The sequence below is a fragment of the Ancylobacter sp. genome (assembly GCF_965279025.1).
Taxonomy (GTDB): domain Bacteria; phylum Pseudomonadota; class Alphaproteobacteria; order Rhizobiales; family Xanthobacteraceae; genus Ancylobacter.
Map to the genome: position 1 here is coordinate 199,683 of NZ_OZ257132.1, position 24,583 is coordinate 224,265.

General features: G+C 67.4%; 19 protein-coding genes and 1 pseudogene. 9 read left to right on the plus strand and 11 right to left on the minus strand.

Annotation, left to right across the window (positions count from 1 at the left end; genetic code table 11):
• Window positions 1–5: 5 nt before the first annotated feature.
• From ACQY76_RS00960 to argJ, 4 genes are all read right to left on the minus strand, one after another.
• Complete coding sequence (locus tag ACQY76_RS00960) at window positions 6–494, minus strand: hypothetical protein (RefSeq protein WP_428031057.1); 489 nt, start codon at window positions 492–494, stop codon at window positions 6–8.
• Window positions 495–600: 106 nt separating this feature from the next.
• Window positions 601–1,179: a TetR/AcrR family transcriptional regulator gene (locus tag ACQY76_RS00965; protein WP_428031058.1), complete on the minus strand. Its 579-nt coding sequence runs from the start codon at window positions 1,177–1,179 to the stop codon at window positions 601–603.
• Between the two features lie 67 nt (window positions 1,180–1,246).
• Window positions 1,247–1,657, minus strand: coding sequence for an 8-oxo-dGTP diphosphatase MutT (gene mutT / locus ACQY76_RS00970; protein WP_428031059.1), 411 nt, complete (start codon window positions 1,655–1,657; stop codon window positions 1,247–1,249).
• 127 nt (window positions 1,658–1,784) lie between these two features.
• Window positions 1,785–3,023, minus strand: coding sequence for a bifunctional glutamate N-acetyltransferase/amino-acid acetyltransferase ArgJ (gene argJ, locus ACQY76_RS00975; protein WP_428031060.1), 1,239 nt, complete (start codon window positions 3,021–3,023; stop codon window positions 1,785–1,787).
• Between the two features lie 2,435 nt (window positions 3,024–5,458).
• Between argJ and ACQY76_RS00980 the strand changes: the two genes are divergently transcribed.
• Window positions 5,459–6,088, plus strand: a complete 630-nt coding sequence (locus tag ACQY76_RS00980) for a TetR/AcrR family transcriptional regulator (RefSeq protein WP_428031061.1) — start codon at window positions 5,459–5,461, stop codon at window positions 6,086–6,088.
• Window positions 6,089–6,751: 663 nt separating this feature from the next.
• A pseudogene (locus ACQY76_RS00985) lies at window positions 6,752–7,694 on the plus strand (IS481 family transposase).
• 692 nt (window positions 7,695–8,386) lie between these two features.
• Here the strand turns inward: ACQY76_RS00985 and ACQY76_RS00990 are convergent.
• Window positions 8,387–9,400 carry a peptidylprolyl isomerase gene (locus ACQY76_RS00990; RefSeq protein WP_428031062.1) on the minus strand — a complete coding sequence of 338 codons (1,014 nt, stop codon included), beginning with the start codon at window positions 9,398–9,400 and terminating at the stop codon, window positions 8,387–8,389.
• Window positions 9,401–9,824: 424 nt separating this feature from the next.
• On the opposite strand from ACQY76_RS00990, the gene secA reads away from it, so the two are divergent.
• On the plus strand, window positions 9,825–12,620 hold the full coding sequence (gene secA, locus ACQY76_RS00995) for a preprotein translocase subunit SecA (RefSeq protein ID WP_428031063.1): 2,796 nt from the start codon (window positions 9,825–9,827) through the stop codon (window positions 12,618–12,620).
• Window positions 12,621–12,628: 8 nt separating this feature from the next.
• On the plus strand, window positions 12,629–13,021 hold the full coding sequence (locus ACQY76_RS01000) for a nuclear transport factor 2 family protein (RefSeq protein ID WP_428031064.1): 393 nt from the start codon (window positions 12,629–12,631) through the stop codon (window positions 13,019–13,021).
• A 47-nt stretch (window positions 13,022–13,068) separates the two neighbouring features.
• Here ACQY76_RS01000 and ACQY76_RS01005 read toward each other — a convergent pair whose 3' ends face one another.
• From ACQY76_RS01005 to ACQY76_RS01020, 4 genes are all read right to left on the minus strand, one after another.
• Window positions 13,069–14,796, minus strand: coding sequence for a L,D-transpeptidase family protein (locus ACQY76_RS01005; RefSeq protein WP_428031065.1), 1,728 nt, complete (start codon window positions 14,794–14,796; stop codon window positions 13,069–13,071).
• 159 nt (window positions 14,797–14,955) lie between these two features.
• The gene (locus tag ACQY76_RS01010) at window positions 14,956–15,909 is read right to left on the minus strand and encodes an acetyl-CoA carboxylase carboxyltransferase subunit alpha (RefSeq protein WP_428031066.1); all 954 of its coding nucleotides are present in this window, start codon (window positions 15,907–15,909) and stop codon (window positions 14,956–14,958) included.
• Between the two features lie 117 nt (window positions 15,910–16,026).
• The gene (locus tag ACQY76_RS01015) at window positions 16,027–17,004 is read right to left on the minus strand and encodes a site-specific tyrosine recombinase XerD (RefSeq protein WP_428031067.1); all 978 of its coding nucleotides are present in this window, start codon (window positions 17,002–17,004) and stop codon (window positions 16,027–16,029) included.
• On the minus strand, window positions 17,001–17,144 hold the full coding sequence (locus ACQY76_RS01020) for a hypothetical protein (RefSeq protein WP_428031068.1): 144 nt from the start codon (window positions 17,142–17,144) through the stop codon (window positions 17,001–17,003). Before ACQY76_RS01020 ends, ACQY76_RS01015 begins: the two co-directional genes overlap by 4 nt.
• A 239-nt stretch (window positions 17,145–17,383) precedes the next feature.
• Here ACQY76_RS01020 and ACQY76_RS01025 point away from each other — a divergent pair, with 239 nt between their 5' ends.
• From ACQY76_RS01025 to ACQY76_RS01035, 3 genes are read left to right on the plus strand one after another with little or no spacing between them, the layout of a single operon-like run.
• Window positions 17,384–17,977 (plus strand): shikimate kinase, encoded by a 594-nt coding sequence (locus ACQY76_RS01025; RefSeq protein WP_428031069.1) that lies wholly within the window; start codon window positions 17,384–17,386, stop codon window positions 17,975–17,977.
• The gene (aroB, locus tag ACQY76_RS01030) at window positions 17,974–19,116 is read left to right on the plus strand and encodes a 3-dehydroquinate synthase (protein ID WP_428031070.1); all 1,143 of its coding nucleotides are present in this window, start codon (window positions 17,974–17,976) and stop codon (window positions 19,114–19,116) included. Before ACQY76_RS01025 ends, aroB begins: the two co-directional genes overlap by 4 nt.
• Before the next feature lie 8 nt (window positions 19,117–19,124).
• Window positions 19,125–20,402: an HlyC/CorC family transporter gene (locus ACQY76_RS01035; protein ID WP_428031071.1), complete on the plus strand. Its 1,278-nt coding sequence runs from the start codon at window positions 19,125–19,127 to the stop codon at window positions 20,400–20,402.
• Between the two features lie 15 nt (window positions 20,403–20,417).
• On the opposite strand, the gene ACQY76_RS01040 is transcribed toward ACQY76_RS01035, so the two are convergent.
• Entirely contained in the window at window positions 20,418–22,169 is a 1,752-nt protein-coding gene (locus ACQY76_RS01040) for a peroxidase family protein (RefSeq protein WP_428031072.1), read from the minus strand.
• Window positions 22,170–22,419: 250 nt separating this feature from the next.
• Window positions 22,420–22,719, minus strand: a complete 300-nt coding sequence (locus tag ACQY76_RS01045) for a BolA family protein (RefSeq protein WP_428031073.1) — start codon at window positions 22,717–22,719, stop codon at window positions 22,420–22,422.
• A gap of 122 nt (window positions 22,720–22,841) precedes the next feature.
• On the opposite strand from ACQY76_RS01045, the gene ACQY76_RS01050 reads away from it, so the two are divergent.
• A complete protein-coding gene (locus ACQY76_RS01050) occupies window positions 22,842–23,462 on the plus strand; it encodes a J domain-containing protein (RefSeq protein WP_428031074.1) in 621 nt (206 codons plus the stop codon).
• 51 nt (window positions 23,463–23,513) lie between these two features.
• The gene (cobS, locus tag ACQY76_RS01055) at window positions 23,514–24,500 is read left to right on the plus strand and encodes a cobaltochelatase subunit CobS (protein WP_428031075.1); all 987 of its coding nucleotides are present in this window, start codon (window positions 23,514–23,516) and stop codon (window positions 24,498–24,500) included.
• Window positions 24,501–24,583: the final 83 nt, after the last annotated feature.

The window sequence follows — 24,583 nt, forward strand, 5'->3', positions numbered from 1 at the left end:
GCCGTTTAGCTCGCAAGGCGGCGACCGGCGGAACGGCGCAGGACGACGATCTGCGCGATAACACCGATGACGAGCAGCGCCAGCAGGCTTGCCTGCGCCCCCACGAGCAACGGCGCATCCATTCGCGTGACGATGGGGTGTCCATCGGGCACCCGCCGCAGGATTTCGCTGACGGTGGGCACCATGAGCAGGAACGCCGTCACGCTCAGGCTGATCGTCTCGATATAGCGGCCCGCCCTGCCGAGGCCGGCCCACCCCACCAGATAGCCGACCGCCAGAAAGAGCAGCGTCACCGCCCCGATGATGTTGCTGACCGGCTCATGAGCCACCAGAAATACCGTGAACCCGCCGATCAGCATCGACACCAGATAGAGCATGCCGGCCGGCGAGCGGGGCACGATCCGGCCATAGCGGGCGAGCATGTAGGCGGCGGCGGGAATGGCCGGCAGGCTGCCAAGCGTGTGCACCCAGCCGATGGGAGTAATACCGAACATGAGAGTTTTCCTTTTGAGAGATGAGGGAAGACGCAGAACAGGCCCATAGACTACCTACTGATTGGTAGGCCATTCTATCAAATAGCCACGTCCGCTTGGCCGCGGATCAGGGAAGAAGCCGCTCCAACAGTGGACGGGTGATGCGGCTGAAGGCGCCGGGATCGCCATAGGCACGGGCCGAGAGCATGGCGCCGTGAACCGTGGCCATGAACAATTCCGCCTCCGCCTCGGCAGTGCCGGTCAGGCGCAGCCGGCCCTGCCGGGCACCTGCTTCCAAGACCGAGGCCAGCCAGGCCGACAGCCCACGAAAATGCATGCGCACCTCGGCCGCGACCGCCTCCGGCAGGGCGGGGAGTTCGCTGGCGAGCAGCGCGCAGATGCAGATGGGCGCGCTGCCGTCGGCGATGCACGTGCTCCAGTACCCGACATAGGCGTGCAGCCTTTCCACCGGGTCTTCGACATGGCGCTCAAGGTTCCCCAGCCCGACCTCGGCCTCCTGCCGATACCGTGCCACGAGAACCCGCACGAGATCGGCCTTGCCGGGGAAATGGTGGTGGATGCTGGCATTGCGAATGCCGACCACCTTGGCGATGTCGGCATAGCTGAAGCCGTTATACCCCCCCGCGACGATCAGCGAGCGCGCGGTAAGCAGAATGTCGTCGGACGTGGTCGAAGCCTTGCTCATACATCTACCTACCATCTAGTAGGTAGATCGTCAATGTGTCGGTGAGGCGACGCTCCGGCGCGGCGCGCTACCGCCCCGGCCCCAGAAGATCGAGCAGCACGGGAATCAACGGCTCATCCGCCGGCGGCATGGGGTATTCCCGCAGCGCGCCCGGCTTCACCCAGGCGAGGCGCTGGCCCTCGCGCCCTTGCGCCTGCCCTTCCCAGCGCCGGCAGACCCATAGCGGCATGAGCAGCTGGAAATTCTCATAAGTGTGCGAGGCGAAGCTGAGCGGAGCCAGGCACGGCTCCTGTACGTTGATGCCGAGTTCCTCGGCAAGTTCGCGGATGAGGCATTCCTCCGGCCGCTCGCCCGGCTCGACCTTGCCGCCGGGAAACTCCCACAGCCCGGCCAGCGACTTGCCCGCCGGCCGCTCGGTGAGCAGCACGCGGCCATCGGCGTCGATGAGGGCGGCGGCGGCGACGAGCACGAGCTTCATGAACTTCTCCTCGACATCAGATGGTCATCGCCGGGCTCGCACCGCCCCTCCGCGTGCTGGACGACGACGGCGTGGCCCGGGCGCGATGGTGGCCATCCGGCCTGCCGAGCTACGCTCGCCCACCATGTCAGGAGCGGTAATCGCCATTGATGGCGACATATTCCTTGGTGAGGTCGCAGGTCATCACCCGGTCGCTCCCGCGCCCCAGTCCGATATCGACGGCGATGTCGATCACGTCGTTCTTCATATAGGCGGAGGTTTCCGCCTCGTCATAGGCGGGATCGCGCGCGCCTTCATGGGCGACGCGGATCGGGCCGAAGGAGATGGAAAGCCTGTCGCGCTCGGCCGGCTCACCGGCCTTGCCCACCGCCATGACGATGCGGCCCCAATTGGCGTCCTCGCCGGCCACCGCCGTCTTCACCAGCGGCGAATTGGCAATCGACATGGCGATGCGCCGGGCCGAGCGCTTGGAGACGGCGCCGGTGACATGGATGCGCACCAGCTTGCGCGCCCCCTCCCCGTCGCGCGCCACCTGCTCGGCGAGATCCGCCAGCACCCCGGTAAGCGCTCGGCGGAAGCGCGCAAGGCGTGGATCCCTGGCATCACTGATGCGCGGCGCGCCTGCGGCGCCGGTGGCAAACAGCATGAGCGTATCGGACGTCGAGGTGTCGCCGTCGATGGTAACGGCGTTGAAGCTGTCGACCACGCCCTTCGACAGCAGCGCCTGGAGCGCCGGCGCCTCGATCGCCGCATCGGTGAACACGAAGGACAGCATGGTCGCCATGTCAGGCGCGATCATCCCCGCGCCCTTGGCGATGCCGGCGATGGTCACCTCGACGCCGTCGATCTTCACCTTGGCCGTGGCCAGCTTGGGGAAGGTGTCGGTGGTCATGATCGCCTTGGCCGGCTCGATCCAGGGCAGCGGTGCGAGCCGTGTGGCGGCCTCCTCCAGCACGCCCTCGAACTTGCCGGCGTCCAGCGGCTCACCGATGACACCGGTCGAGGCGAGATAGATCTCCTCCTCCCGGCAGCCAAGCGCCTTGGCGGCGATTTTCGCGGTGAGCGCGGTCGAGGCGCGGCCCTTGCCGCCGGTGAAGGCGTTGGCATTGCCGGAATTCACCACCAACGCCCGTGCGGTGCCGTTCGGCAGATTGGTCCGGCACCACTCGACCGGCGCCGACGGGCATTTGGAGCGGGTGAACACGCCCGCCACCGTCGTGCCGGCGTCGAGGGCCAGCACCAGCACATCTGTGCGGCCCTTGTACTTGATGCCCGCCTCGGCGGTGGCGAAGCGGACCCCGGCCACGGTGCCGACCTCGGGCACGGTCTTCGGAGCGAGCGGAGAGACGGGAGAAGCGTGGGCCATCGTCGGGGACTCTGCGCGGGAGGGGCGAGACGGGTGTGCCCGAGATGCGCAACATTCGCAAGACGATGCACGGCGGCGCCGCACAATTCGGGCGGTACGCATGGACCACGTGGCGCCTTCCCGATGAGAGGGCGCCCGAGAGGCGAGCACTTCGCGGCGCGGCGAAGGAGGGCTCAGCCGGAAGAGCGGCATGACGTGTGTTGCGCCGGGTGGGACGGCGCCTTGGGCAGCCGCACAAAGGGGAGCCGAAGCTCGTGGAGATGCACCGCAAAGAACGGCGCGGCGCGGCGTTGAGGTGGTACGGCTTCATCCGGCTTGGCTCACCCTTGGCAAGGCCCTGCCTCAGCGGGCGGCGGGACGTTGCGATCTTTGCCGCGACGTCTCGGCCCAGACTATGTCGGCGATGACCAATGCACGCGGCCCTCGCCCAGCGAACCGCCTTCTTCCGGCATCGAGGCAAATCGGGTAGCCGCCTAATGATTGGATATTCGCCCGCCACGCATATGGTGGCGGCCGGTCTTTGATCATCGCCATGAGGCGCGGGTTCCATTGCTAATGCGGCCAACTTTTTGTTTCCGGAGTTTATTAGCCGGCTTATGATAAAACGACGGATGACCTTGGAGAGGCTTGTCACGGCGTCCGGCGGCGGCTCACTAAGGGAGGCTCCCGCCCTTGTTGTGATGAGGCGTTAAGAGCGTGGCCAGCGGGGGCCGCCGGGTATGTGATGCCCGAACGACCCGCACCGAGCGCCCGGCCACGGCCCCCCTCTTCCGCGCCAGATGCTTGAAACGAGAACCTGTCGCTGACGACCCCGCAGTGTGACGTGACATGACGCGGCACAGCGTGATCGGACGTCGCGCCTGAGCATCGCGGAACGCTGACGGAGCATCGAGATGCTGGTGCAGCGGGCAAGCGGCACCCCCGCGCGCAACCATCGGCGACGTCCAAGGTCTCGCCGGAGGCACGTAGCGGTGCGTTCCAGAGGAGCCTTGCCCTATCGCGGACGGCGCGAGCAGAGGGCGTTATGAGGGCAATCTCGGCCAGCGCGCCGCAGGTGAGAGCCGCATCCTGTCGGATCAGACGGCACCAAGGCAGCACGAACCTCGCCGGGAGACTAAGCGGAGCGCGTGACAGTTTGACGGCTGCACAGCGGCAGGAGGTTGCCGTGTCAGGCGTTACGGCCGAGCTGACCGCAGCACGATGGGCTTACAGTACCATCGGAAGGCAGCACGGATGTCGCGCGCACCCCGCCGTGCTGAGATCGCTTACCGCGATCAAACTTCGTGTCACAGCGTCCCTCAACAAGGCAGCGTCGAGGCCCAGCATTGGAGCTTCGACTCACATCGCCGGAGGGCAGCGCGCCGGCTTTGCCGAGGCATGGGCCAGTGCGATGCCGCTGGTCGACGCACAGGCGGAAGGCCCGACACGGCGGCATCGAGGGCCATCGTCCGCGTCGAAGCCCGCCCGGCCCCTAGCAGCGGCGCTCGCACGGGAAGGCGCGCCCTGCCCCGGCGCTCGCCGGGCTGGTAGGGCGCACCCTGCTTCAGCGCCGCCCGGGCTTGAAGGGCGCATCCTGCTCTGGCGCTTCCCCGGGCCGGTAGGGCGCACCCTCAAACGGGACTGATGCAAGGCCAAGGACTGCCGTCTCCATTGCGCCCCGCGATTTCGAAATCGCCACTACCTCCCACAACTTCAACACCCGCGCAGCCTCCCGGTGGTGACAGCAGGCCCGCTCCAGCCGGTGCCGAGCGGCGTCAACTACCCCCATGACACCCCGGCCCACCTGCAGCGACGGGGTTGGTGTCACACCTCGGCGGCGGGTCTCAGACGGTCGGCCCGCCGCAGGCGTGCCATTCACCCGCAAACGGCGCGGACCGCCGCCGAGCCGGCGCCTCCCTGTGAGGCTCGTCCCATTCTTCGAGCGCCCAAGGGGCAAGTCACACGAAGAACCGCGACCTCCACACGGCGCTCGCCATTCGATCACCGGTGGCGCGGACAGCACGTCGACTTCCGGCATCCCCGCGGACCTCGCCCCATTCGAGCGCGCGGCGTGAGGCATTTCTACCGTCGTGGGACGGCAAACAGCTTTGGCGTTCCGCGGCGCCCCGCAGCGTCTTCCGCACACAAGCCCGTCGCAGGTTATGGTTAATATCTGGACGCGAATCATGCCGAAGGCGCACCATCACGAGGGCAGGTGATTCGCGGTGATGCCGTAGCTGAGGTCGAACATGCGCCTGCGCTACACTGTGCGTGTCGCGCAGGTGCACGAATGTGTTCGATGCCAAAATTCCAGCGAAAACAACAACCTAATAATCGATACGTAACGTACCGTTTTGATGAACGTTTCGTGACGTGTCGTTTAGTTACGCGTATTATCGCGGCCGGCGGCGCCCCTGCGGGCGCCGGACGATGGTTAACGCAGATGGTTAAAAAGGATGGTTAACGGGCCTTCACGGCAAAAGCCAGCGGGAGCCGCTGAAGGGCTCGGGCGCCGGGGCTCGGCGGGTCCACGCAGAAGCAAGGCGGCCGCGGACGCCATTATCGAGGCGGCCGTAGCCGTCCTCACAGAAGACGGCTACGCGGGCTTCACCATTGAGCGGGTGGCCCGCCGCGCGGGCGCCGGCAAGCCGACGATCTATCGCTGGTGGAGCGGCAAACCCGCCTTGCTACTGGAAATCTATGCGCGACAGTCGCTCGATCTGTCGGCCACGGATACCGGCGCGCTCGAAAGCGACCTTATGGCCGTGTTCCGCCTCCTGTTCCGCTTCTGGCGCGGTACGCCGGCCGGACAGGCCTTCATCGCCATCTTGGTGGAAGCCCAGCACGATCCTGCGGCTTTGCAAGCGTTGCGCGCCTTCGTCGCCGAACGCACCTACCCGCTGGCCGATCCGTTCGACCGTGCGGCCCGGCGGGGCGATCTCGCTGCGGATTTCGACCTCGCTGCCACCCTCGATCTCGTGAGCGGCTATGTCTGGGCACGCCTGCTGACCCGCCAGCTCGATGAGGATCACGAGGCGCTGGCCTCCGCCGCCCGCATCATCGTGCGCGGCAGCCTGCGGCGGTAACAGTCCCGGCCAAGAACGTCGGGGGCCTGTGCCGGATGTGGCGCGAGAGCGCACCCTTGCCCCCCGGCTCCCCTCGCCGGCCCGTTCGACCGTGCGGCCCGGCGGGGCGATCTCGCGCCGGATTTTGACCTCGCTGCCACCCTCGATCTCGTGAGCCGCTTTGTCTGGGCACGCCTGCTGACCCGCCAGCTCGATGAGGATCACGAGGCGCTGGCCTCCGCCGCCCGCATCATCGCGCGCGGCAGCCTGCGGTGGCAACTGTCCCGGCCTGGAACGCCGGGGCCTTGTTCCAGGGGGCAAATGAGAGCACGCCGTGGCCGGCTATCGCGCTCCAGTTCCTCGGCGGTTTGGCGGGGACACAGCCCAGATCAGGCAGTTCCAACGCGCCCTCCCCGCGCTGGAGCCGGCTTCCATGACTTTCGATTTCAGAAGCCCGAGCAGGCACGAATGGGACTGGCCGGCAACTGGTCCCACGCCGCACGGCCGGTTACGCAGGTCTTGACCTTCAACTCCACCCGTCCCTGCTTGTGCGTCGCCGCCAAGCGCGATGCGCCCGGTGCCTTCCGGCTGGACGACCGCGCCGACCGAGACCGGCGCGACGCCTAGGTGTTTGATTCCGGGCTTTGATGGTGCAGTCTTTTCGCAGGAATGGAGGGATGCGCAATGAGCCAGATTCTCACTGGATGCTTGCCACGACGACAGAGACGGTCCGTCGAGCGATTCAGCACAGCCAAGAGAGCCTGACGGCTCCGGCCCAGCGCTACGGGATCAACCAGAAGACTGTCGCGAAATGGACGCAGCGGGCCTCGGTAGCCGACCTGCCGACTGGCCCGAGGGAGCCCACATCGACGGTTCTGTCGGTTGAGGAAGAGGCCATCATCATCGCCTTCTGCCGGCATACGCTGCTGCCACTCGATGACTGCCTCTATGCCGTGCAGGCGACGATCCCGCACCTAACACGGTCATCCCTACATCGTTGCCTTCAGCGCCATGGTATCAGCCGGCTGCCGGAGGTGGAGGGCGACAAGGAGCCGAAGAGGCGCTTCCAGTCCTACCCTATCGGCTTCTTCCACACGACATTGCCGAGGTGCACATGGAAGAGGGCAGATTGTGCCTGCATGTCGGCACGGACCGAACCTCGAAATTTGCCCTCGCCCAACTCGTCGAAAAGGCCCCACGGCCACGATACGGGTCTTCCTCGACGCGCTGGTGGCTGCCATTCCCTCCAGCATTATGACGGGCACGATCAGTTCCGAGCCCGCCTCGATAGCTTCATCGCCCCCTACAAATTCGCCCGTGCCTCAAGACCCTGACGGGCGTCACGCCCTGCGAATTCATCTGCAAATGCTGGAGTTCAGAGCACGCAAGATTCACCCTTGATCCAATCCATCAAATGCCGGGACTGAACACCGAAGACGCGCACCTTGCGACAGACGTGCTGGCTGCGGAGCAGCGTCGGCAGCACCATGGCGGCGATAAGCTTGCCTGGTTCCAGCGCTGTCCCGATAGGCGAGGTGTCGCCCGGCAGCCTGTCGAAGTTCGCGTCGTCGGGGTCCCGGGTGCCGCCGTCGGCGCACACGGCCGTCGCGTCCAGCGCGCAGCATGACGGCCTGTCGGGGGGATGCATGGCGATGCGGGCCTCGCTGGCGCCGATGACGCCAAGCTGGGGGTCATGCCACCGATGGCCGCTCAGCGACCGCCGGGACGACGTTTGTTGCGGGGTTGGTTGGTGTCGTGGAAATAGAGGCGGCGGGTGCCCTGCGGCGGTTGCGGCCGCCCCATGTGTCGTCGCATCCGGCTACGGCAGATTGCGCCGTCTCGGCAATGCCGGCGTCGCGCCGTGGAAGGCGCCCATCTGCGGCGCACGAAGCACCGGCGGGCCATGTTCCATCCGACCGCCGGGCGGGTCGGCGCCCCCAATGCGTATCGCCTTCAAATGGCGGCTGCTCATCGCCGGCTCAAAGCCATCGCGCCGTCGGGATCACTGCGCGGTTTCGAGAAATGGGGCCGCCACCGCCGCGTGCCCCACCATAAGCGCCTCACCGGTGTCGCGAACCACGAAGCGGCAGTCGGGGACGTCGGCAGAACCCAGAGCCGCGCCCTTGCCGAGGCTCGAGGAAGGCTTCCAACGGAAAAGGTCCCGCACCTTTCGATCCGGGACCTCACTTTGTTTCCATGCCCGCGACCGCGCTGGCCGAAGGCGCTCGGCACGCCATCGGCACGGTCGATCGCGCGCCGCGCGTCAGCCGTGCCGTATGTGCACCCCGCACCGGGCGAGAGCGCCGATGCGGGCGCCGCTCACGGGGTCGGGGTGGCGGGGGCCGGTGCGGCCGGTGCGGTCATCAGGTCGCTGGGCTTCGGCGCCGCGTCGGTCTTCTCCACCTTGGCGCTCTCGCGGGTCTTCTGCACCACGTCGGCCTGGGCCTTCTGGGCCACGAACTGCTCGATCTGCGGCTTCACTTCGGCGAAGGTCGGCACCGGGCGCTCGCGCACTTCCTCCAGCTTGATCACGTGCCAGCCGAACTGCGTCTTCACCGGCTTGGAGACTTCGCCCGGCTTCAGCTCGAAGGCGACCTCGGCGAATTCCGGCACCATCTGCTCCTTGGTGAAGAAGCCGAGATCGCCGCCATCCTTCTTGCCGGAGGGGTCTTCGGTGAGTTCGCCGGCCAGCTTGGCGAAGTCCTCGCCCTTCTTCAGGCGCGCCTCGACATCCTCTGCCTTCTTCTCGGCAGCGGCACCGGAGGCCGCGTCGGCCGGGTCGGCGCGGAACAGGATGTGGCGGGCGCGCACTTCCTTCTCCGGCTTCTGCTGCGCCACGGCTTCCTGGTAGGTCTTCTGCATGGCGTCATCGGTGAGGGCGGCCTTGGTCGCCTTCTCCAGAATGGCCTGCATCAGCACGCGCTTGCGGATGAATTCCATCTCGCGCTTGAAAGCGTCGGTGTCATACAGCTTCTCGGCCTCGGCGGCCTGCGCCATGGCGTTGAGGTCGATGAGGAAGCCGAGCACATATTCGTCGCGCGCCGGGCCCTGAATCTGCTGCGGCAGGTTGGGCGCCAGCTCGGCGGCGGCGGCCGTCACGTCGCTGCGGCGGATCGGCGTGCCGTTCACGGTGGCGAGCACCGGGTCGTCGCCCTGGGCGGCGGCGGCCGCGGCCGGCTTGGGGGCGTCCTGCGCCAGCGCCGGAAGGGCGGGAAGCAGCGCCGCACCGAGCAGAGCGGCGAGAAGGCCGGCGCGCAGCGGGCCGGAGGCGACCCTGCCGGCGGCGGGGCGAACGGACGCCTCGGTCGCGGCGTGCGGGCAATGACGGGTCATGGAACGTTCCTCAATTTCGGTTTGGCCGCGGGGGCCGCGAAAGCTGGCCCAGCCCGGTCCAGGTTGCAAGCATGTATGATCACCGACGCCGGATATTTCGCCGCTTGCGCGCCGTGGGCATGGGCAGCCTCAGCGAAGGCCTGCCGGTAAGCAGAACTGTCGTCGGGCCTGCGATTGACAACCCCTAAACCCGTTCATAAGTGTGGCACGCAGCGCGGGTTCCCGCCCGTGCTCGCGCTTATGTGACGCAAGAACCCGCAAGCCGTTCGCGGCGGCTTGGCCTCGAAGACCCATTTCGGCCGCAAATGGCGTCTCGATGAGGCTTAGCCCGCGCTTTCGCGCCCGCAGCTTGCGCAAGAGGACGACGCGGCCCGTCACCGCCCGTCCGACACCTGAATCCTGGCGGACTCGGATTGGAAGCCTCATGTTCGGCGCTCTCGCGCGAAAGCTCTTCGGATCGGCCAATGATCGCCGCGTGCGCGGCTATCAGCCCAAGGTGGCGGCCATCAACGCGCTCGAGCCGGAGCTGAAGGCGCTCTCCGACGACGATCTGCGTGCCCGCACCGTCATGTTCCGCGAGCAACTCGCGAAGGGCGCCACGCTGGACGATCTGCTGGTCCCGGCCTTCGCCACGGTGCGCGAGGCCTCGCGCCGCGCCCTCGGCCAGCGGCACTTCGACGTCCAACTCATCGGCGGCATGGTGCTGCATGAGCGCGGCATTGCCGAGATGCGCACCGGCGAAGGCAAGACGCTGGTGGCCACCGCGCCGGTCTATCTCAACGCGCTCACCGGCAAGGGCGTGCACGTCGTCACCGTCAACGACTACCTCGCCAAGCGCGATGCCGAATGGATGGGGCGCGTCTACCGCTTCCTCGGGCTCACCACCGGCATCATCCATCACGGGCTGGACGATAATGAGCGCCGCGCGGCCTATGCCTGCGACGTCACCTACGCCACCAATAACGAGCTCGGCTTCGACTATCTGCGCGACAACATGAAGTACGAGCTGAACCAGATGGTGCAGCGCCCGCACTTTTATGCCGTGGTCGACGAGGTCGACTCCATCCTGGTGGACGAAGCCCGCACGCCGCTCATCATCTCCGGCCCGCTGGACGACCGCTCGGACTTCTACAACACCATCGACACCTATATTCCGAAGCTGTCGAAGGAAGATTACGACGTCGACGAGAAGCAGCGCTCGGTGGCCCTCACCGAAGCCGGCATGGAAAAGACCGAGACCCTGCTGCGCGACGCCGGCCTGCTCAAGGGCGAGAGCCTGTACGACATCGAGAACGTCTCGGTGGTCCACCACGTCAACCAGGCGCTGCGCGCCCACACCCTGTTCCAGCGCGACAAGGACTACATCGTCCGCAACGACGAAGTGGTCATCATCGACGAGTTCACCGGCCGCATGATGCCGGGCCGCCGCTATTCGGAAGGCCTGCACCAGGCGCTGGAGGCGAAGGAAAAGGTGCAGGTCCAGCCCGAGAACCAGACGCTGGCCTCGATCACCTTCCAGAACTATTTCCGCATGTACGAGAAGCTGGCCGGCATGACCGGCACGGCCAACACCGAGGCGGCGGAGTTCCAGGACATCTACAATCTCGAAGTCATCGAGATCCCCACCAACCTGCCGGTGCGGCGCGTCGACGATGATGACGAGGTCTACCGGACGGCCGGCGAGAAATACAACGCCATCATCGACCTGATCGCCGACTGCAAGACGCGCGGCCAGCCGGTGCTGGTCGGCACCACCTCGATCGAGAAGTCGGAACTGCTGGCGGAGCTGCTGAAGAAGCGCGGCTTCAAGCAGAAGGACTTCTCCGACCCGGACGCCTTCCGCCCGCTCTATGATGGCGATCAGGGCACGGCCGACGACCAGGTGTTCGCGGTGCTCAATGCCCGCCACCACGAGCAGGAATCCTACATCGTCAGCCAGGCCGGCGTCCCCGGCGCCGTCACCATCGCCACCAACATGGCCGGCCGCGGCACCGACATCCAGCTCGGCGGCAATGCCGACATGCGCATCTCGCACGAGCTGGGCGACATGCCCGAGGGCGAGCAGCGCGCGGCAGCGGAAGCCGGCATCCGCGAGGAGATCGCCAAGCTCAAGGCCAGGGCGCTGGAGGCCGGCGGCCTCTACGTCATCGGCACCGAGCGGCACGAGAGCCGGCGCATCGACAACCAGCTGCGCGGCCGCTCCGGCCGCCAGGGCGACCCCGGACACTCGCATTTCTTCCTGTCGCTGGAAGACGACCTGATGCGCATCTTCGGGTCGGACCGGCTCGACGGCATGCTGCAGAAGCTCGGCCTCAAAGAGGGCGAGGCCATCGTCCACCCCTGGATCAACCGCGCGCTGGAAAAGGCGCAGCAGAAGGTCGAGGCGCGCAATTACGACATCCGCAAGAACCTGCTGAAATATGACGACGTGATGAACGACCAGCGCAAGGTGGTGTTCGAGCAGCGCGTCGAGCTGATGCAGGACGAGGACGTCGCCGAGACTGTCGCCGAGATGCGCCACGGCGTCATCGAGGACATCGTCATCAAGCACGTGCCGCCCAATGCCTATCCCGAGCAGTGGGACACGGACGGCCTTGCCGAGGCGCTGGAGCGCGTGCTTGGCCTCAACCTGCCGGTCAAGGAATGGGCCGCCGAGGAAGGCATAGCCGACGAGGAGATGCGCGAGCGCGTCCAGCGCCGGGCGGACGAGGCGATGGCGCTGAAGGCCGCCAAATACGGCCCCGACATCATGCGCTATGTCGAGAAGTCGATCCTGCTGCAGACGCTGGACCACCTTTGGCGCGAGCATCTGGTGACGCTCGACCATCTGCGCCAGGTCATCGGCCTGCGCGGCTATGCCCAGCGCGATCCGCTGAACGAGTACAAGTCGGAAGCCTTCCAGCTGTTCGAGGCCATGCTCTCGAGCCTGCGCGAGGCCGTAACCGCCCAGTTGATGCGCGTCGAAGTGATGTCGGCGCCGCAGACCGACGACATGCCGCCCATGGCACCCCACCACATCGACGCGGCGACCGGCGAGGATGAGTTCGCGCTGGCCGATGCGGAGATCGCCGTCGAGGCGACGCTGGCCCCCGCGCCGGACGCGGCCGCCCCGGCGCGCAACCCGGATGACCCGTCAAGCTGGGGCCGGGTCGGGCGCAACGAGCCGTGCCCTTGCGGCTCCGGCCTCAAATACAAGCACTGCCACGGCAAGTTCGTCTGAGCGGCGCCATGGAAAGCAGCGGCTCGGCGGAAGACGACATCAGGAGCGTCGAGGCCGCCGAGCTCCGGCTGCGCGATGCGGCTCTTGCGGGCGATGTAGCCGCGCTTGAGGCGCTGCTGGCGGATGACCTCGTTTTCGTCAACCAGCTCGGCCATGTGCTGGGCAAGGAAGACGACCTCGACCTGCACCGCACCGGCGCCTTCCGGCTGGAAACACTCACCTTCTCCGGCTATCGCCTGCGGTCGATGGGCCCGGGGCTGATCTTCGCGGTGCTGCGCGCCGACGCCACCGGCGAAGCGGGAGGCGCGCCCTTCGAGGCGACGCTGCGCTTCACGCGCCTTTGGCGGCGCGACGAGACCGGCTGGCGGGTCGCCAGCGCCCAGTGCACGTCCATCGCCTGAAGCCGGCACACGGCCCGCTCGACGCGGCGCCGGCGGCCACTTCCCGGCTACTGCACCGACGAGAAGCTGCCCGGCGCCAATATGCCGGTGGCGCCCGGCAGCGTCGGCGGCGTGCCATACAGCGTTTCACTCCCCGACGAGGCGACGGCCGGCCGCAAGGCGGGCGTCGCCGTGCCCGGCGCGACGGGCGCCGACGCGCCTGGCGCGGGCTTGGCCGGCGTCGCGGCCACCGTCGAAGGTGCCGGTTGCGGGCGGACCGCCTGCGGCGCCGGAGGCGTGGTCGCCTGGCGCGGCACGGGCGGGCGGGCCGGCGGCATCGGCACATCGGCGGCGGCTTCCGCCTCGGCCGCAGGCGCCGGCGGCGTGCTGCCGCCGAACCAGTTCTTCAGGCTGTCGAGAAAGCCGCCATTGCTGCCGGCGTCGAGCGCGGCGACCTGCGGCAACGGGGCCGGCTTGGCGTCCGCAGCCACCGGCGGCGCGCCGGCCGTTCCGGCTGCCTCCGGCTTGGCATCCGTGGGGCCGGCCACCGCCGGCTTGGCCTCGCTCGCCGACGAGCCGCCGAACAGGCCGAAGAAGCCATTGGACGCTACCGACGCAGGAGCCGCCGCCACGGCGGTGCGCGCCCCGCCCGGTGCGTCGTCCGGGCGGGGTATCGGCAGCGGGACGGCCGCTGATTCGGTCACCGTGTCGGCATTAGCCAGCGCGATGCTCTCGGCCGGGGCCGGCTCGGTGGTGGAGACGCCGTAGTCGACGCCCGGCGGCTTCACCACCGGCGGCAGCGAGCCGGGCGCGGAAAGCTCGGGGTTCTCCAGCTTGGCGAGGAACACCTTGTGCATCCCGCCATCCTTGCCGGTCTTGACAGGCGCGACGGGCTGCAGGGCGCCCGCGCTGGCGATCTTGGCGTTGGCGTCCTTCTGGCGGGCGGCCACCGCCTCGGCGAGACCCTCGGGCAGCGTGTAGTCCGGGCACGGGACCGAGGCCTGCAGCTTCTGGCCGGGGTCGGTGGGCGTGGCGTTGAACACATAGCGCTTGCCGCAATAATCCACCTTCGGCGGCGCCTTGGTGATCTCGAACACGTCGCTGCCTTCCTTCAGCATCTTCCAGAAGGCGAGGTTCGGGTTGTTGCGGTGCCGCACCAGGTTGTCGGACGTCATGCGGAAGGGATAGGCCTGCACCTGGAAGGAGCGCTGGCCGCCGAAGAAGCTCTCGCGGCCCAGCGCGAAAATCTCCTGCACCTGCTCGTCGGTCATCGCGTAGCAGCCGCGCGAGGAGCAGTCGCCATGCACCATCAGATTGCTGCCGGAGCGGCCCAGGGCGCGGTCATAAGCGTTGGGATAGCCGAGATCGAAGGCGAGGTAGTAGCTGGAATTCGGGTTCATCTGGCCGGGGGTGATGGTGTAGAAACCCTCCGGCGCCTGCCGGTCGCCTTCCCGCACCTTCGGCCCGAGTTCACCGGACCAGCGGCAGATCGGGTAGGTCTTGAGCAGCGCGTATTCGCCGCCGCCGGTCTCTTTCCAGACCTCCAGCTCGGCTTCTTCCTTGAAGATGCGGACCACGATCGGGCTCGACTTGGTCATGCCCTTCTGATCGATCAGCGCCAGCGTCTGCGGCGACAGCGACTTGCTGGCCTTGGACATCGGGGACGAACCGTCACCGCCATTGCAGCCGGCCAGAACCAGCGCGGTGCAGCCGGCAAGCAGGACTGAACGCCAGCGCGCGCCGAGCCCCCGGTTGCCGGTGCTGCGCAAGAGGCTGGAAAACCCTGCAACCTTCAACCCCGGAATCTCCCCGAAAGCGCGACGCTGAAAGCGCCTGCGCAGAAGCGTTATACCGCCCCGGAAGGGTCCGCAATACCGCCCCGGAATACCAGTAATCCCGCCTTTGTCGTCAAAGGCCGCCGGCACGTCGTCCGGGGGCGCGCCGAGCCCGCAGGCTCAGAGGTTCCGGCCGATGGCGAGGAACTTCTCGCGGCGCGCCTTGCGAAGCGATGCCGGGTCCATTCCGTCCAGTGCGCCAAGCGCCGCCTCGATGGCGTCGCCCGCTGCCTCCATCGCCACCTCGGGGGCGCGATGGGCGCCGCCGGCAGGTTCGGCGATGATCGAATCGATGACATGGAAGCGGAGCAAATCCTGCGCCGTGATCTTCATGTTCATCGCGGCGTCCTGCGCCTTTGCGGTGTCCCGCCAAAGGATTGAGGCCGCCCCTTCCGGCGAAATCACGCTGTAGATCGAGTGCTCCAGCATCAGCACACGGTTGGCCGTGGCAATGGCGATGGCGCCACCCGAACCACCCTCGCCAATGATGACGGCAACATTTGGGACGCCGAGCGAGAGGCACGCGTCGGTCGAGCGGGCGATGGCCTCGGCCTGGCCGCGCTCCTCGGCATCGAGCCCGGGAAACGCGCCGGCGGTGTCCACCAGCGAGATCACCGGCAGCGAGAAGCGGTCGGCAAGCTCCATCAGCCGCACCGCCTTGCGGTAGCCTTCCGGGCGCGCCATGCCGAAATTGTGTTTGATGCGGGTCTCGGTCGAGGAGCCCTTCTCCTGCCCGATGAGGCAGACGGCGCGGCCGCGAAAGCGCGCGAGGCCGCCGAGAATCGCATGGTCGTCGCCGAATTTGCGGTCGCCGGCGAGCGGGTCGAACTCTTCGAACAGGTGCGCCGCATAGTCGGAAAAATGCGGGCGCAGCGGATGGCGGGCCACCTGCGTCTTCTGTGAAGGCGAGAGATTGGCGTAGAGCTGGAGCAGCGCGTCGCGCGCCTTGCCCTCCAGCCGGCCAATGTCGTCGCCAATGGCGACCGCGTCGCCCTGCGCCGCCATGGCGCGCAGTTCTTCCAGCTTGGCCTCAAGCTCGGCCACGGGCTTCTCAAAATCGAGGTAGCTGCGCATCGGAAATGACTGAACCGTCTGACAAGACAAGGGCGGCCACCCGGACGGGCGGCCCGCGAAATCGGGCGGAAGCTGCCCCGAGAGGGTGGCGACGTCAAGGCAGGCGCGCAAATGCGCTCAATCGCCGCTGCCGTCGCCCAGCGGATGGAGGTCCCGAACCAGGCTTTTCAACCGCTCGTCCAGCACATGGGTGTAGATCTGCGTCGTCGAAATGTCGGTGTGGCCGAGCAGCGTCTGCACGATCCGCAGTTCTGCTCCATGTGCCAGCAAATGGCTGGCGAAGGCATGGCGCAGCACATGCGGCGACAGGCGGGCGGGGTCGATCTCCGCCGCCAGCGCCAGATCCTTCAGGTCTAGCGCCACCTGCTGGCGGGTGATGTGGCCGCTGGCGGCGCCGGAGGGAAACAGCCACTTCCCGCGGGGCTCGGCGCGCGCCTGCCCCGCCTTGCTCGTTTCCGCCTTCGCCGCCGCCGCCTTTTCCAGCGCCCCGCGATAGGCGGTCATCGCCGCCTTGGCGGCGTCGCCCAGCGGCACCAGCCGCTCCTTGTTGCCCTTGCCGCGCACGATGATGGCATCGCCGCGCGTGTTCGCGGCAGAGGCCGGCAGCGCCGCCAGCTCGGAAACGCGCAGCCCTGTGGCGTAGAGCAGTTCGACGAAACACGCCGTGCGCGCCCGCCGCGCGCCTTCCGCGAAGCTCGACACTGCCTCGCCCGCCCGCTTATGGGCGGTGGCGATCAGGCGGCTCACCTCGTCCAGCGACAACACCTTCGGCAAGGGCCGGCTGCGGCGCGGGCCTTCCAGCACGGCAGCGGGGTCGTCACCGCGATGGCCCTCGGCATAGAGAAAGCGGTGGAGCTGGCGCACCGCCGAGAGTTTGCGCGCCACGCTGGCGCTGGCGAGGCCGCGCCGGGAGAGGTCCGCGAGCCAGTCGCGAAGCTGGGCGGTGCCGGCGACGAGCAGATCCAGGCCCTGCCTCGCCAGAAAGCCCTCATAATCCTCAAGATCGCGCTGATAGGCCGCCAGCGTGTTCGGGCCCGCACCGCGCTCGGCCGCCATCATGTCGAGGAACAGCCGCGCGGGGTTGTGGACGCTCATTTCGCGAACCGGTCCGGCGGCACTGCGATGTTCATTTCACGCGTCTGCGGGTGAACGAGATTGGCGAAGGCCCACAGCGTGCCGTAGCCGATGCCGCCGAGGATGCCGAGGATGACCAGAAGGCGGATGAGGCTCGGCATGGGGAAGCGGGCCTTGCGCGATTCGAAGAACGGACTCTTGCGATCCTACGGCCTTTCGGGCCGGGCGGAAGCAAACGGAACAGGACGGTTTCAAACTCACCCTGCCACGCCTGTCTGAACGGAGCGTTACACAGGCCGGCCCAACCGGGCTGGAGCATCGCCTTCGCATTGCGTCACCCTCGCATTGCGTCACTCTTTCGCCAATGATAGTCCGCGCTTCGATGAACGAGCATGGTGCCATGACGGCGGACCCCGAACAGGACGAGAAGGCGGCGAGGCTGCGCGCGGTTCTCGGCGCACGCTCCATCGTGCTTGTCGGCATGATGGGGGCCGGCAAATCCTCGGTCGGCAAGCGCCTCGCCCGCCGCCTCGCCCTGCCCTTCGCCGATGCCGACACCGAGATCGAGCAGGCGGCGGGAATGACCATCCCCGAGATCTTCGCCCTGCACGGCGAGCCGGCCTTCCGCGACGGCGAGAAGAAGGTGATCGCACGCCTGCTGGAGGCCGGCCCCATGGTGCTCGCTACCGGCGGCGGCGCCTATATGAACGCGGAGACGCGCGCCGCCATCGCCCGCCACGGCATCTGCGTCTGGCTGAAGGCCGAGCTCGACGTGCTGCTGCGCCGCGTGCGCCGGCGCGACGACCGGCCGCTGCTCAAGAACGGCGACCCGGAATCCACGCTCGCCCGGCTGATCGACCTGCGTTATCCCGCCTATGCGGAGGCGGACGTCACTGTGGTGTCGCATGACGTGCCGCAGGACGTGATGGTCGATACCGTGATCGAGGCGCTGGGCCGCCATCTGCACGTGCCGGGTCCGGGAGACGAGATGTGAACAAGCCTGCCGCCCCCTTCACCGCCGCCGACCGGACGCAGCTTCGCGTCGGGCTCGGCGATCGCTCCTATGACATCGTCATCGGCCCGGGGCTGCTGGCAGAGGCCGGCACCCGCATCGCCGCGCTGCGGCCGGGTGCCCGCATCGGCATCGTCACCGACCGTAACGTCGCCGACCGCCATCTCGGCACCGTGGAGGCCGCCCTGCTAGCGGCCGGCCTGACCCCGACGCCGGTCATCGTCGAGCCGGGCGAGAAATCCAAGTGCTTCGCGGTCTTCGAGCAGGTGGTGGACGCTTTGCTCGCCGCCCGCATCGAGCGGGGCGACCTCGTGCTCGCCCTGGGCGGCGGCGTGGTCGGCGATCTCGCCGGCTTCGCGGCGGCGGCGCTGCGGCGCGGCGTCGATTTCGTGCAGGCCCCGACCAGCCTGCTGGCGCAGGTGGATTCGTCCGTCGGCGGCAAGACCGGCATCAATTCGCGCCACGGCAAGAACCTCGTCGGCGCCTTCCACCAGCCCATATTGGTGCTGGCCGACACCGGCGCCCTTGACACATTGCCGCTACGCGAATTCCGCTCCGGCTATGCCGAGGTCGCCAAATACGGGCTCATCGACAACGCCGCCTTCTTCGGCTGGCTGGAGCGGAAGTGGCAGGCCGTGTTCGGCGGCGGCGCGGAGCGTATCGAGGCCATCGCCACCAGCTGCGCCTCCAAGGCCGCCGTGGTCAGCCGCGACGAGAAGGAAACCGGCGACCGCGCTCTGCTCAATCTCGGCCACACCTTCGGCCACGCGCTGGAAGCCGGCGCCGGCTTCTCGCAGCGCCTGCTGCATGGCGAGGCGGTGGCCGTCGGCATGGCGCAAGCCTTCCGCTTTTCCGCCGCGCAGGGCCTGTGCCCGGCAGCCGATGCCCAGCGGGTAGAGGTGCATCTGCGCACCGTCGGCCTGCCCACCCGCGTCGCCGACATCCCGGGCGACTTGCCGGACACGGACGGTTTGATGAACCTCATCGGCCAGGACAAGAAGGTCTCGCGCGGCGCCCTTACCTTCATCCTCGCCCGCGGCATCGGCCAGAGCTTCATCGCCCGCGATGTCGACCCCGCGCAGGTGCGGGCTTTCCTTGAGGGCGAGCGTCAGGCCGGCTAAGAAGGGCCATGACCCCTTATGATTGGCTCGCGCTTGGTGCCGTCGTCATCTGCCTGCTGCTGTCCTTTTTCTTTTCGGGCAGCGAGACGGCACTGACCGCTTCCTCGAAGGCGCGCATGCACGCGCTGGAGAAGAACGGCGACGTGCGCGCCGCGCTGGTCAACAGGATGATGGGGCAGCGCGAGCGTCTCATCGGCGGCATCCTGCTCGGCAACAACTTCGCCAACATCGCGGCCTCCTCGCTCACCACCGGGCTGCTGCTCGCCTGGTTTGGCACGGCCGGCATCGCCTATGCGACGTTGGGCATGACGATCGTCATCGTCATTTTCTCGGAAGTGCTGCCCAAGACCATCGCCATCAATCATCCCGATCGCGTGTCACTGCTGGTGGCGGGGCCGATCCGTTTCATCGTCGGCCTGTTCGGGCCGCTGACGCTCGGCATCGAGGCGCTGGTGCGGGCGCTGCTGCGCGCCTTCGGCGTCACCCTCGGCGCCACCACCAATGTGCTCTCCGCCTCCGAGGAACTGCGCGGCGCGGTCGACCTGATGCACCGCGAAGGCAGCGTGGTGAAGGACGAGCGCGACATGCTCGGCGGCCTGCTCGATCTCGGCGAGCTCGAAGTCTCCGACATCATGGTCCACCGCACCAAGATGGCGAGCCTGAACGCCGACGAGCCGCCGGAGCGGATCGTCCACGACGTTCTCGCTTCCCCGCACACCCGCCTGCCGCTGTGGCGCGAGCGCCCGGACAACATCATCGGCGTGCTGCACGCCAAGGATCTGCTGCGCGAACTGATGGCGCTCGGCAACGACACCTCGAAGCTGGATATCGAGAAGATCGCCCGGGCGCCGTGGTTCGTGCCCGACGTCACCTCCCTGCCCGACCAGTTGAAGGCCTTCCGCCGGCGCAAGCAGCACTTCGCCCTCGTCGTCGACGAGTATGGCGAGGTGATGGGGCTGGTCACCCTGGAGGATATTCTGGAGGAGATCGTCGGCGACATCTCCGACGAGCACGACAAGGCCTTCACCGGCGCCCGCCGCAACCCTGACGGTTCGCTCAGCGTCGAGGGTACGGTGGCGATCCGCGACCTCAACCGGGCGATGGGCTGGCACCTGCCGGACGAGGAGGCCACCACGATTGCGGGCCTCGTCATCCACGAGGCCCGCATCATTCCCGAGCCGGGGCAGGCCTTCATGTTCCACGGCTTCCGCTTCCAGGTGATGCGCAAGCAGCGCAACCGCATCACCCTTCTGCGCGTGTCCCCCCTGCGGCGCCCGGGCGCCTGACGACGATCGGAAGGGTCAGTCCTCCGCAGCCGGCGCCGGCACCGGATCACCCAGCGGGTTGACGTCGTCGACGAAGGCCAGGAGATGGGCGAGCGAGGTGATCGGCGCCTCCCCGACCCGAAGCGGCGAATCCCCGTCTGGCGAGAAGACCTTGAGCGTTCCCGCCATTGCCGTATCGCCGAGGTCGGCCGGATCGACCCCCGCATTGAAGATGGATGTGACCGAGGCCCGGATGAGCCCGACAAACGTCTCGATGAGTATGCGGCTGCCGACCGGGCCCAGATGCTCGCCGCCCGCGAGTTCCGCCTCGCGAAGGATGTAGTACCAGAGCGGCGTCTTCACATCGAATTCGTGCTCGCGCAGAACGGCATTGTCGTCGAGCGCCAGCGCATCGTCGGCAATGAGCGTCTTCATGACCTTGCCCGGGGTCAGCAGGGCACTGCCCGACAATCCGCCGGCAGCGGCCATCAATTGAGCGACGTCCTGTCCGCAGGGAAGGCCGAGGCGCGCGCCGCGAAGAAGATTTCGTGCCGCCAGATTGCCCCCGCCACCCGGCAGATTGCCGAGCGCTGGCATAATGCGGGTGTCGAGCTTCTTGGCGACGCCCAGAGGGACTTGCGGGCGAGGAACGGCCGGAAAACCGGGAACCTCGGAGAAATCGAACAGCCGCCGCCAATCGGCAATCCAGATACTCGGCAGGGCGACGAAATCGTTCGCAGGTGCCGTCGCCAGCTTGTCCGGCTTGCCCAGGCCGCCGGACGTATTGGTGAAATCGAAGAACTGCCGGAACGGCGCGCCGGGAAAGATGCGGTTCCACGAATAGCCCGGCCGCACGAGGGAATGCCCGAGCCGGTAGGTGGCGACGGAGAATTCCAGCGGCATGGGCGGCGTCTCGTATCCGGTGACGCGGAAGAAAAGCGGATTGAGCCTCAGCGTGGCTGGCAGCGTGAGGGGCTTGGCCGGGTCATCGGGAAGGTCCGACGGGGTGAGGCCGAGCACGGCCGCAAAGGTCGCCGGATCCGCGATGCGGCGGATGAAATCGAACAGCACCAGCCACTGGTAATGGCGCGTGACGAGTTCCCGCGTCTGCTTGAACAGCGAGGTCGGGCTGATCGCGCCTTTCGCCTTCAGCGTTTCCGCCACCTTGTTGTGAAACTTGAGGAAGGCGAGATGCAGCTGGGCGACGATGAGGTTTTCGTCGTTGCGGTCGTCGCCGATCAATGGCTTGCCGGCATCCTGGCCAAACAGGATGCGAGGCAAATCATTGGGGAGCGCCTTGCCCGCCGGATCGTTTTCGTCCACCGCAAATTGCGGTACCGGTTCGGTCAAGCCGATCCGAAACATTACCGGGTCCGCCGGTTCGAAGAAGGCATCGGCGCGCCCGCCGAAATCGCCGTACAGGCTGTCGAGATCCAGCCGCGGCGAGCGTATCTGCAGCACCTGGTCAGGGCTGAGCGGCTTCACCTCCTCCACGCGGCCCGCCGTGCCATCCCGGGTAATGTCGTGGTCGACGAACTGCCCGAAATACGTGTAACCGGCTGGAAGTTTGGAATCATCCGGCGGCAGGGGCGGCTGTCCCGCAGCCAGCGCGGCGGTCATCCGCGCGCCCAGCGCCGTGAGCGATGCGTCGGTCGGGCGAAAAGGCGCCAGCCCCTCGAAGATGCGGCCGAACCGAAATCCCGCGCCGGGCGTTTCGAGTTCCGTGCCCTTGACGACCTGGATCTCGCCCTCGACCTCGTAAGTATCCTTAACCCCGTGATGCGCCATCGCCCGTCCCCCTGGGCGGGTGGTGGGCCGCAGCCCTACCGAGCCCGCACGCCATGATTGCAGGGGCAGCCTATAACTCTTTTAAGTTTAGTCTATCTTCATTTTCTATTTATGCGTGCATCACCCGCCCGGCGTGTCGGGAGCGGTGCGCGCATCGCCTGCGCCGGCAACGGCTGGAAATTTCGTCGCCGGCACCCATATGGGCGATATGAATTCCGGAAATGTCCCGCGTCGCCCCCGGCAGAGCGCGCTATTCGCCGGGCGCCTTCGCCTCGATGGCGAGCGCGTGCAGGCCGCGCGCGATCTCGCTCGCGAGCAGGCCGTTCACCATGCGGTGGCGCGCCAGCCGGTTCTGGTCGCGGAAAACCTCGGCGACGAGGCGCACGCGCAGGTGGGTGAGCTGCCCCGGCCGGTGCCCGCCATGGCCTTCGTGACGATGGCTTTCATCCTCCAGCTCAAGGACGGAGGGGGAAAGCTCGGCCAGCGCGGCCCGCACGCGGGCAAGCGCCTGGGCGACGGCATCGTCGGAACCGGGAATATGCGTGTCCATGGTCGATGCGGTACGCCCCCGCCCCATCGGCGTCAACATCTGGGCTAAGATCGCCGCGAGAGGCGGTGACGAACCCACGGTTTCTTGTATACCTGCTCCAGCATCAGCATAATCGTCGGACCATGAAGCTCGACTCCCCGATATTCGACCGCATCCGCGTCAAGGCGGACCGCGATCGCCGCGCCAAGGTTGAAGGCCCTACCTGCGAGTGGGAGGGCTGCAGCCATGCCGCGACTCATCGCGCGCCGAAGGGCCGGCAGATGGAGGGCCAGTTCTGGCGCTTCTGCTTCGACCATGCGCGCGCCTACAACCAGTCCTATAATTATTTCTCGGGGATGGGCGACGACGCCGTCGCCGCCTACCAGAAGGACGCGCTCACCGGCCATCGCCCGACCTGGAAGATGGGCTCGAAGGGCGGAGCGGCGAAGGCCGCCGAGCATGCCAAGCGCCATTCGGCGGAAGACATCGGCGATCCGTTCGGCATGTTCGGCGAAGTGGGCGGGCGCACCCGCCCCGAGCCCGAGCCGCCGCGCGAGAGCCGGATGATCCGCAATGTGGAGCGCCGGGCCTTCGAATCCCTCGGCATGGAGATTTCCGCCACGCCCGAGGAGCTGAAGGCGCGCTTCAAGGAGCTGGTGAAAAAATACCATCCCGACGCCAATGGCGGCGACATATCGACCGAGGACCGTCTGCGCGACGTGATCCAGTCCTATAATCATCTCAAGAGCGCGGGCTTCTGCTAGGAAGCGCGTGTGCCAGACCAGTCCGCGCCCGTGCGCGGCAACGGAGGAAGAATGACCGCCCCGCTCACGCAAGCGCCCGCGCTGCCGGACATGAAGGTTTCGGTCCGTCAGGTTTTCGGCATCGACGTCGACCTCGAAGTGCCGGCCTATGCCGAACCGGACGCCCATGTGCCGGAAATCGATCCCGATTACCTGTTCGACCGTCCGACCACGCTCGCCATCCTCGCCGGCTTCGCCCATAACCGCCGGGTGATGGTCACCGGCTATCACGGCACCGGCAAGTCGAGCCATATCGAGCAGGTCGCGGCCCGCCTCAACTGGCCCTGCGTGCGCGTCAACCTCGACAGCCACATCAGCCGCATCGACCTGATCGGCAAGGACGCCATCGTGGTGCGCGACGGGCTGCAGATTACCGAGTTTCGCGACGGCATCCTGCCCTGGGCCTACCAGAACAACGTGGCGCTGGTGTTCGACGAATATGACGCCGGCCGCCCGGACGTGATGTTCGTCATCCAGCGCGTGCTCGAATCCGCCGGCCGGCTGACGCTGCTCGACCAGAACCGCGTCATCCGCCCGCACGGCGCCTTCCGCCTGTTCTCCACGGCCAACACCATCGGCCTCGGCGACACGACGGGCCTCTACCATGGCACCCAGCAGATCAACCAGGCGCAGATGGACCGCTGGTCCATCGTCACCACGCTGAACTATCTGGCCCATGACAAGGAGGTCGATATCATCGTCTCCAAGGCCAAGAACCTGCAGACGCCGGAAGGCCGCGACACTGCCGCGCGCATGGTGCGCCTCGCCGATCTGACCCGGCAGGCCTTCATCAATGGCGACCTGTCCACCGTGATGAGCCCGCGCACCGTCATCACCTGGGCCGAGAATGCCGAGATCTTCCAGGAACTCGCCTTCTCGTTCCGCGTCACCTTCCTGAACAAGTGCGACGAGCTCGAGCGCCCGCTGGTGGCCGAGTTCTACCAGCGCTGCTTCGGCAAGGAACTGACCGAGTCGGCCGTCAACGTCGTGCTTTCCTGAGCGGCACGCACCCTCTCCCCGCCGAACCCGGCCGCTGCCGGGTTCGGTTGCAGCCGGGGTCGGCGGGGCGAGGGTCTTCGATG

Bases quoted from the DNA above. Each gene is read 5' to 3' on its own strand.
- ACQY76_RS00960 (WP_428031057.1), bottom strand. From the start codon at position 494: ATGTTCGGTATTACTCCCATCGGCTGGGTGCACACGCTTGGCAGCCTG.
- ACQY76_RS00965 (WP_428031058.1), bottom strand. From the start codon at position 1,179: ATGAGCAAGGCTTCGACCACGTCCGACGACATTCTGCTTACCGCGCGC.
- mutT (WP_428031059.1), bottom strand. From the start codon at position 1,657: ATGAAGCTCGTGCTCGTCGCCGCCGCCGCCCTCATCGACGCCGATGGC.
- argJ (WP_428031060.1), bottom strand. From the start codon at position 3,023: ATGGCCCACGCTTCTCCCGTCTCTCCGCTCGCTCCGAAGACCGTGCCC.
- ACQY76_RS00980 (WP_428031061.1), top strand. From the start codon at position 5,459: ATGGTTAACGGGCCTTCACGGCAAAAGCCAGCGGGAGCCGCTGAAGGG.
- ACQY76_RS00990 (WP_428031062.1), bottom strand. From the start codon at position 9,400: ATGACCCGTCATTGCCCGCACGCCGCGACCGAGGCGTCCGTTCGCCCC.
- secA (WP_428031063.1), top strand. From the start codon at position 9,825: ATGTTCGGCGCTCTCGCGCGAAAGCTCTTCGGATCGGCCAATGATCGC.
- ACQY76_RS01000 (WP_428031064.1), top strand. From the start codon at position 12,629: ATGGAAAGCAGCGGCTCGGCGGAAGACGACATCAGGAGCGTCGAGGCC.
- ACQY76_RS01010 (WP_428031066.1), bottom strand. From the start codon at position 15,909: ATGCGCAGCTACCTCGATTTTGAGAAGCCCGTGGCCGAGCTTGAGGCC.
- ACQY76_RS01015 (WP_428031067.1), bottom strand. From the start codon at position 17,004: ATGAGCGTCCACAACCCCGCGCGGCTGTTCCTCGACATGATGGCGGCC.
- ACQY76_RS01020 (WP_428031068.1), bottom strand. From the start codon at position 17,144: ATGCCGAGCCTCATCCGCCTTCTGGTCATCCTCGGCATCCTCGGCGGC.
- ACQY76_RS01025 (WP_428031069.1), top strand. From the start codon at position 17,384: ATGACGGCGGACCCCGAACAGGACGAGAAGGCGGCGAGGCTGCGCGCG.
- ACQY76_RS01035 (WP_428031071.1), top strand. From the start codon at position 19,125: ATGACCCCTTATGATTGGCTCGCGCTTGGTGCCGTCGTCATCTGCCTG.
- ACQY76_RS01040 (WP_428031072.1), bottom strand. From the start codon at position 22,169: ATGGCGCATCACGGGGTTAAGGATACTTACGAGGTCGAGGGCGAGATC.
- ACQY76_RS01045 (WP_428031073.1), bottom strand. From the start codon at position 22,719: ATGGACACGCATATTCCCGGTTCCGACGATGCCGTCGCCCAGGCGCTT.
- ACQY76_RS01050 (WP_428031074.1), top strand. From the start codon at position 22,842: ATGAAGCTCGACTCCCCGATATTCGACCGCATCCGCGTCAAGGCGGAC.
- cobS (WP_428031075.1), top strand. From the start codon at position 23,514: ATGACCGCCCCGCTCACGCAAGCGCCCGCGCTGCCGGACATGAAGGTT.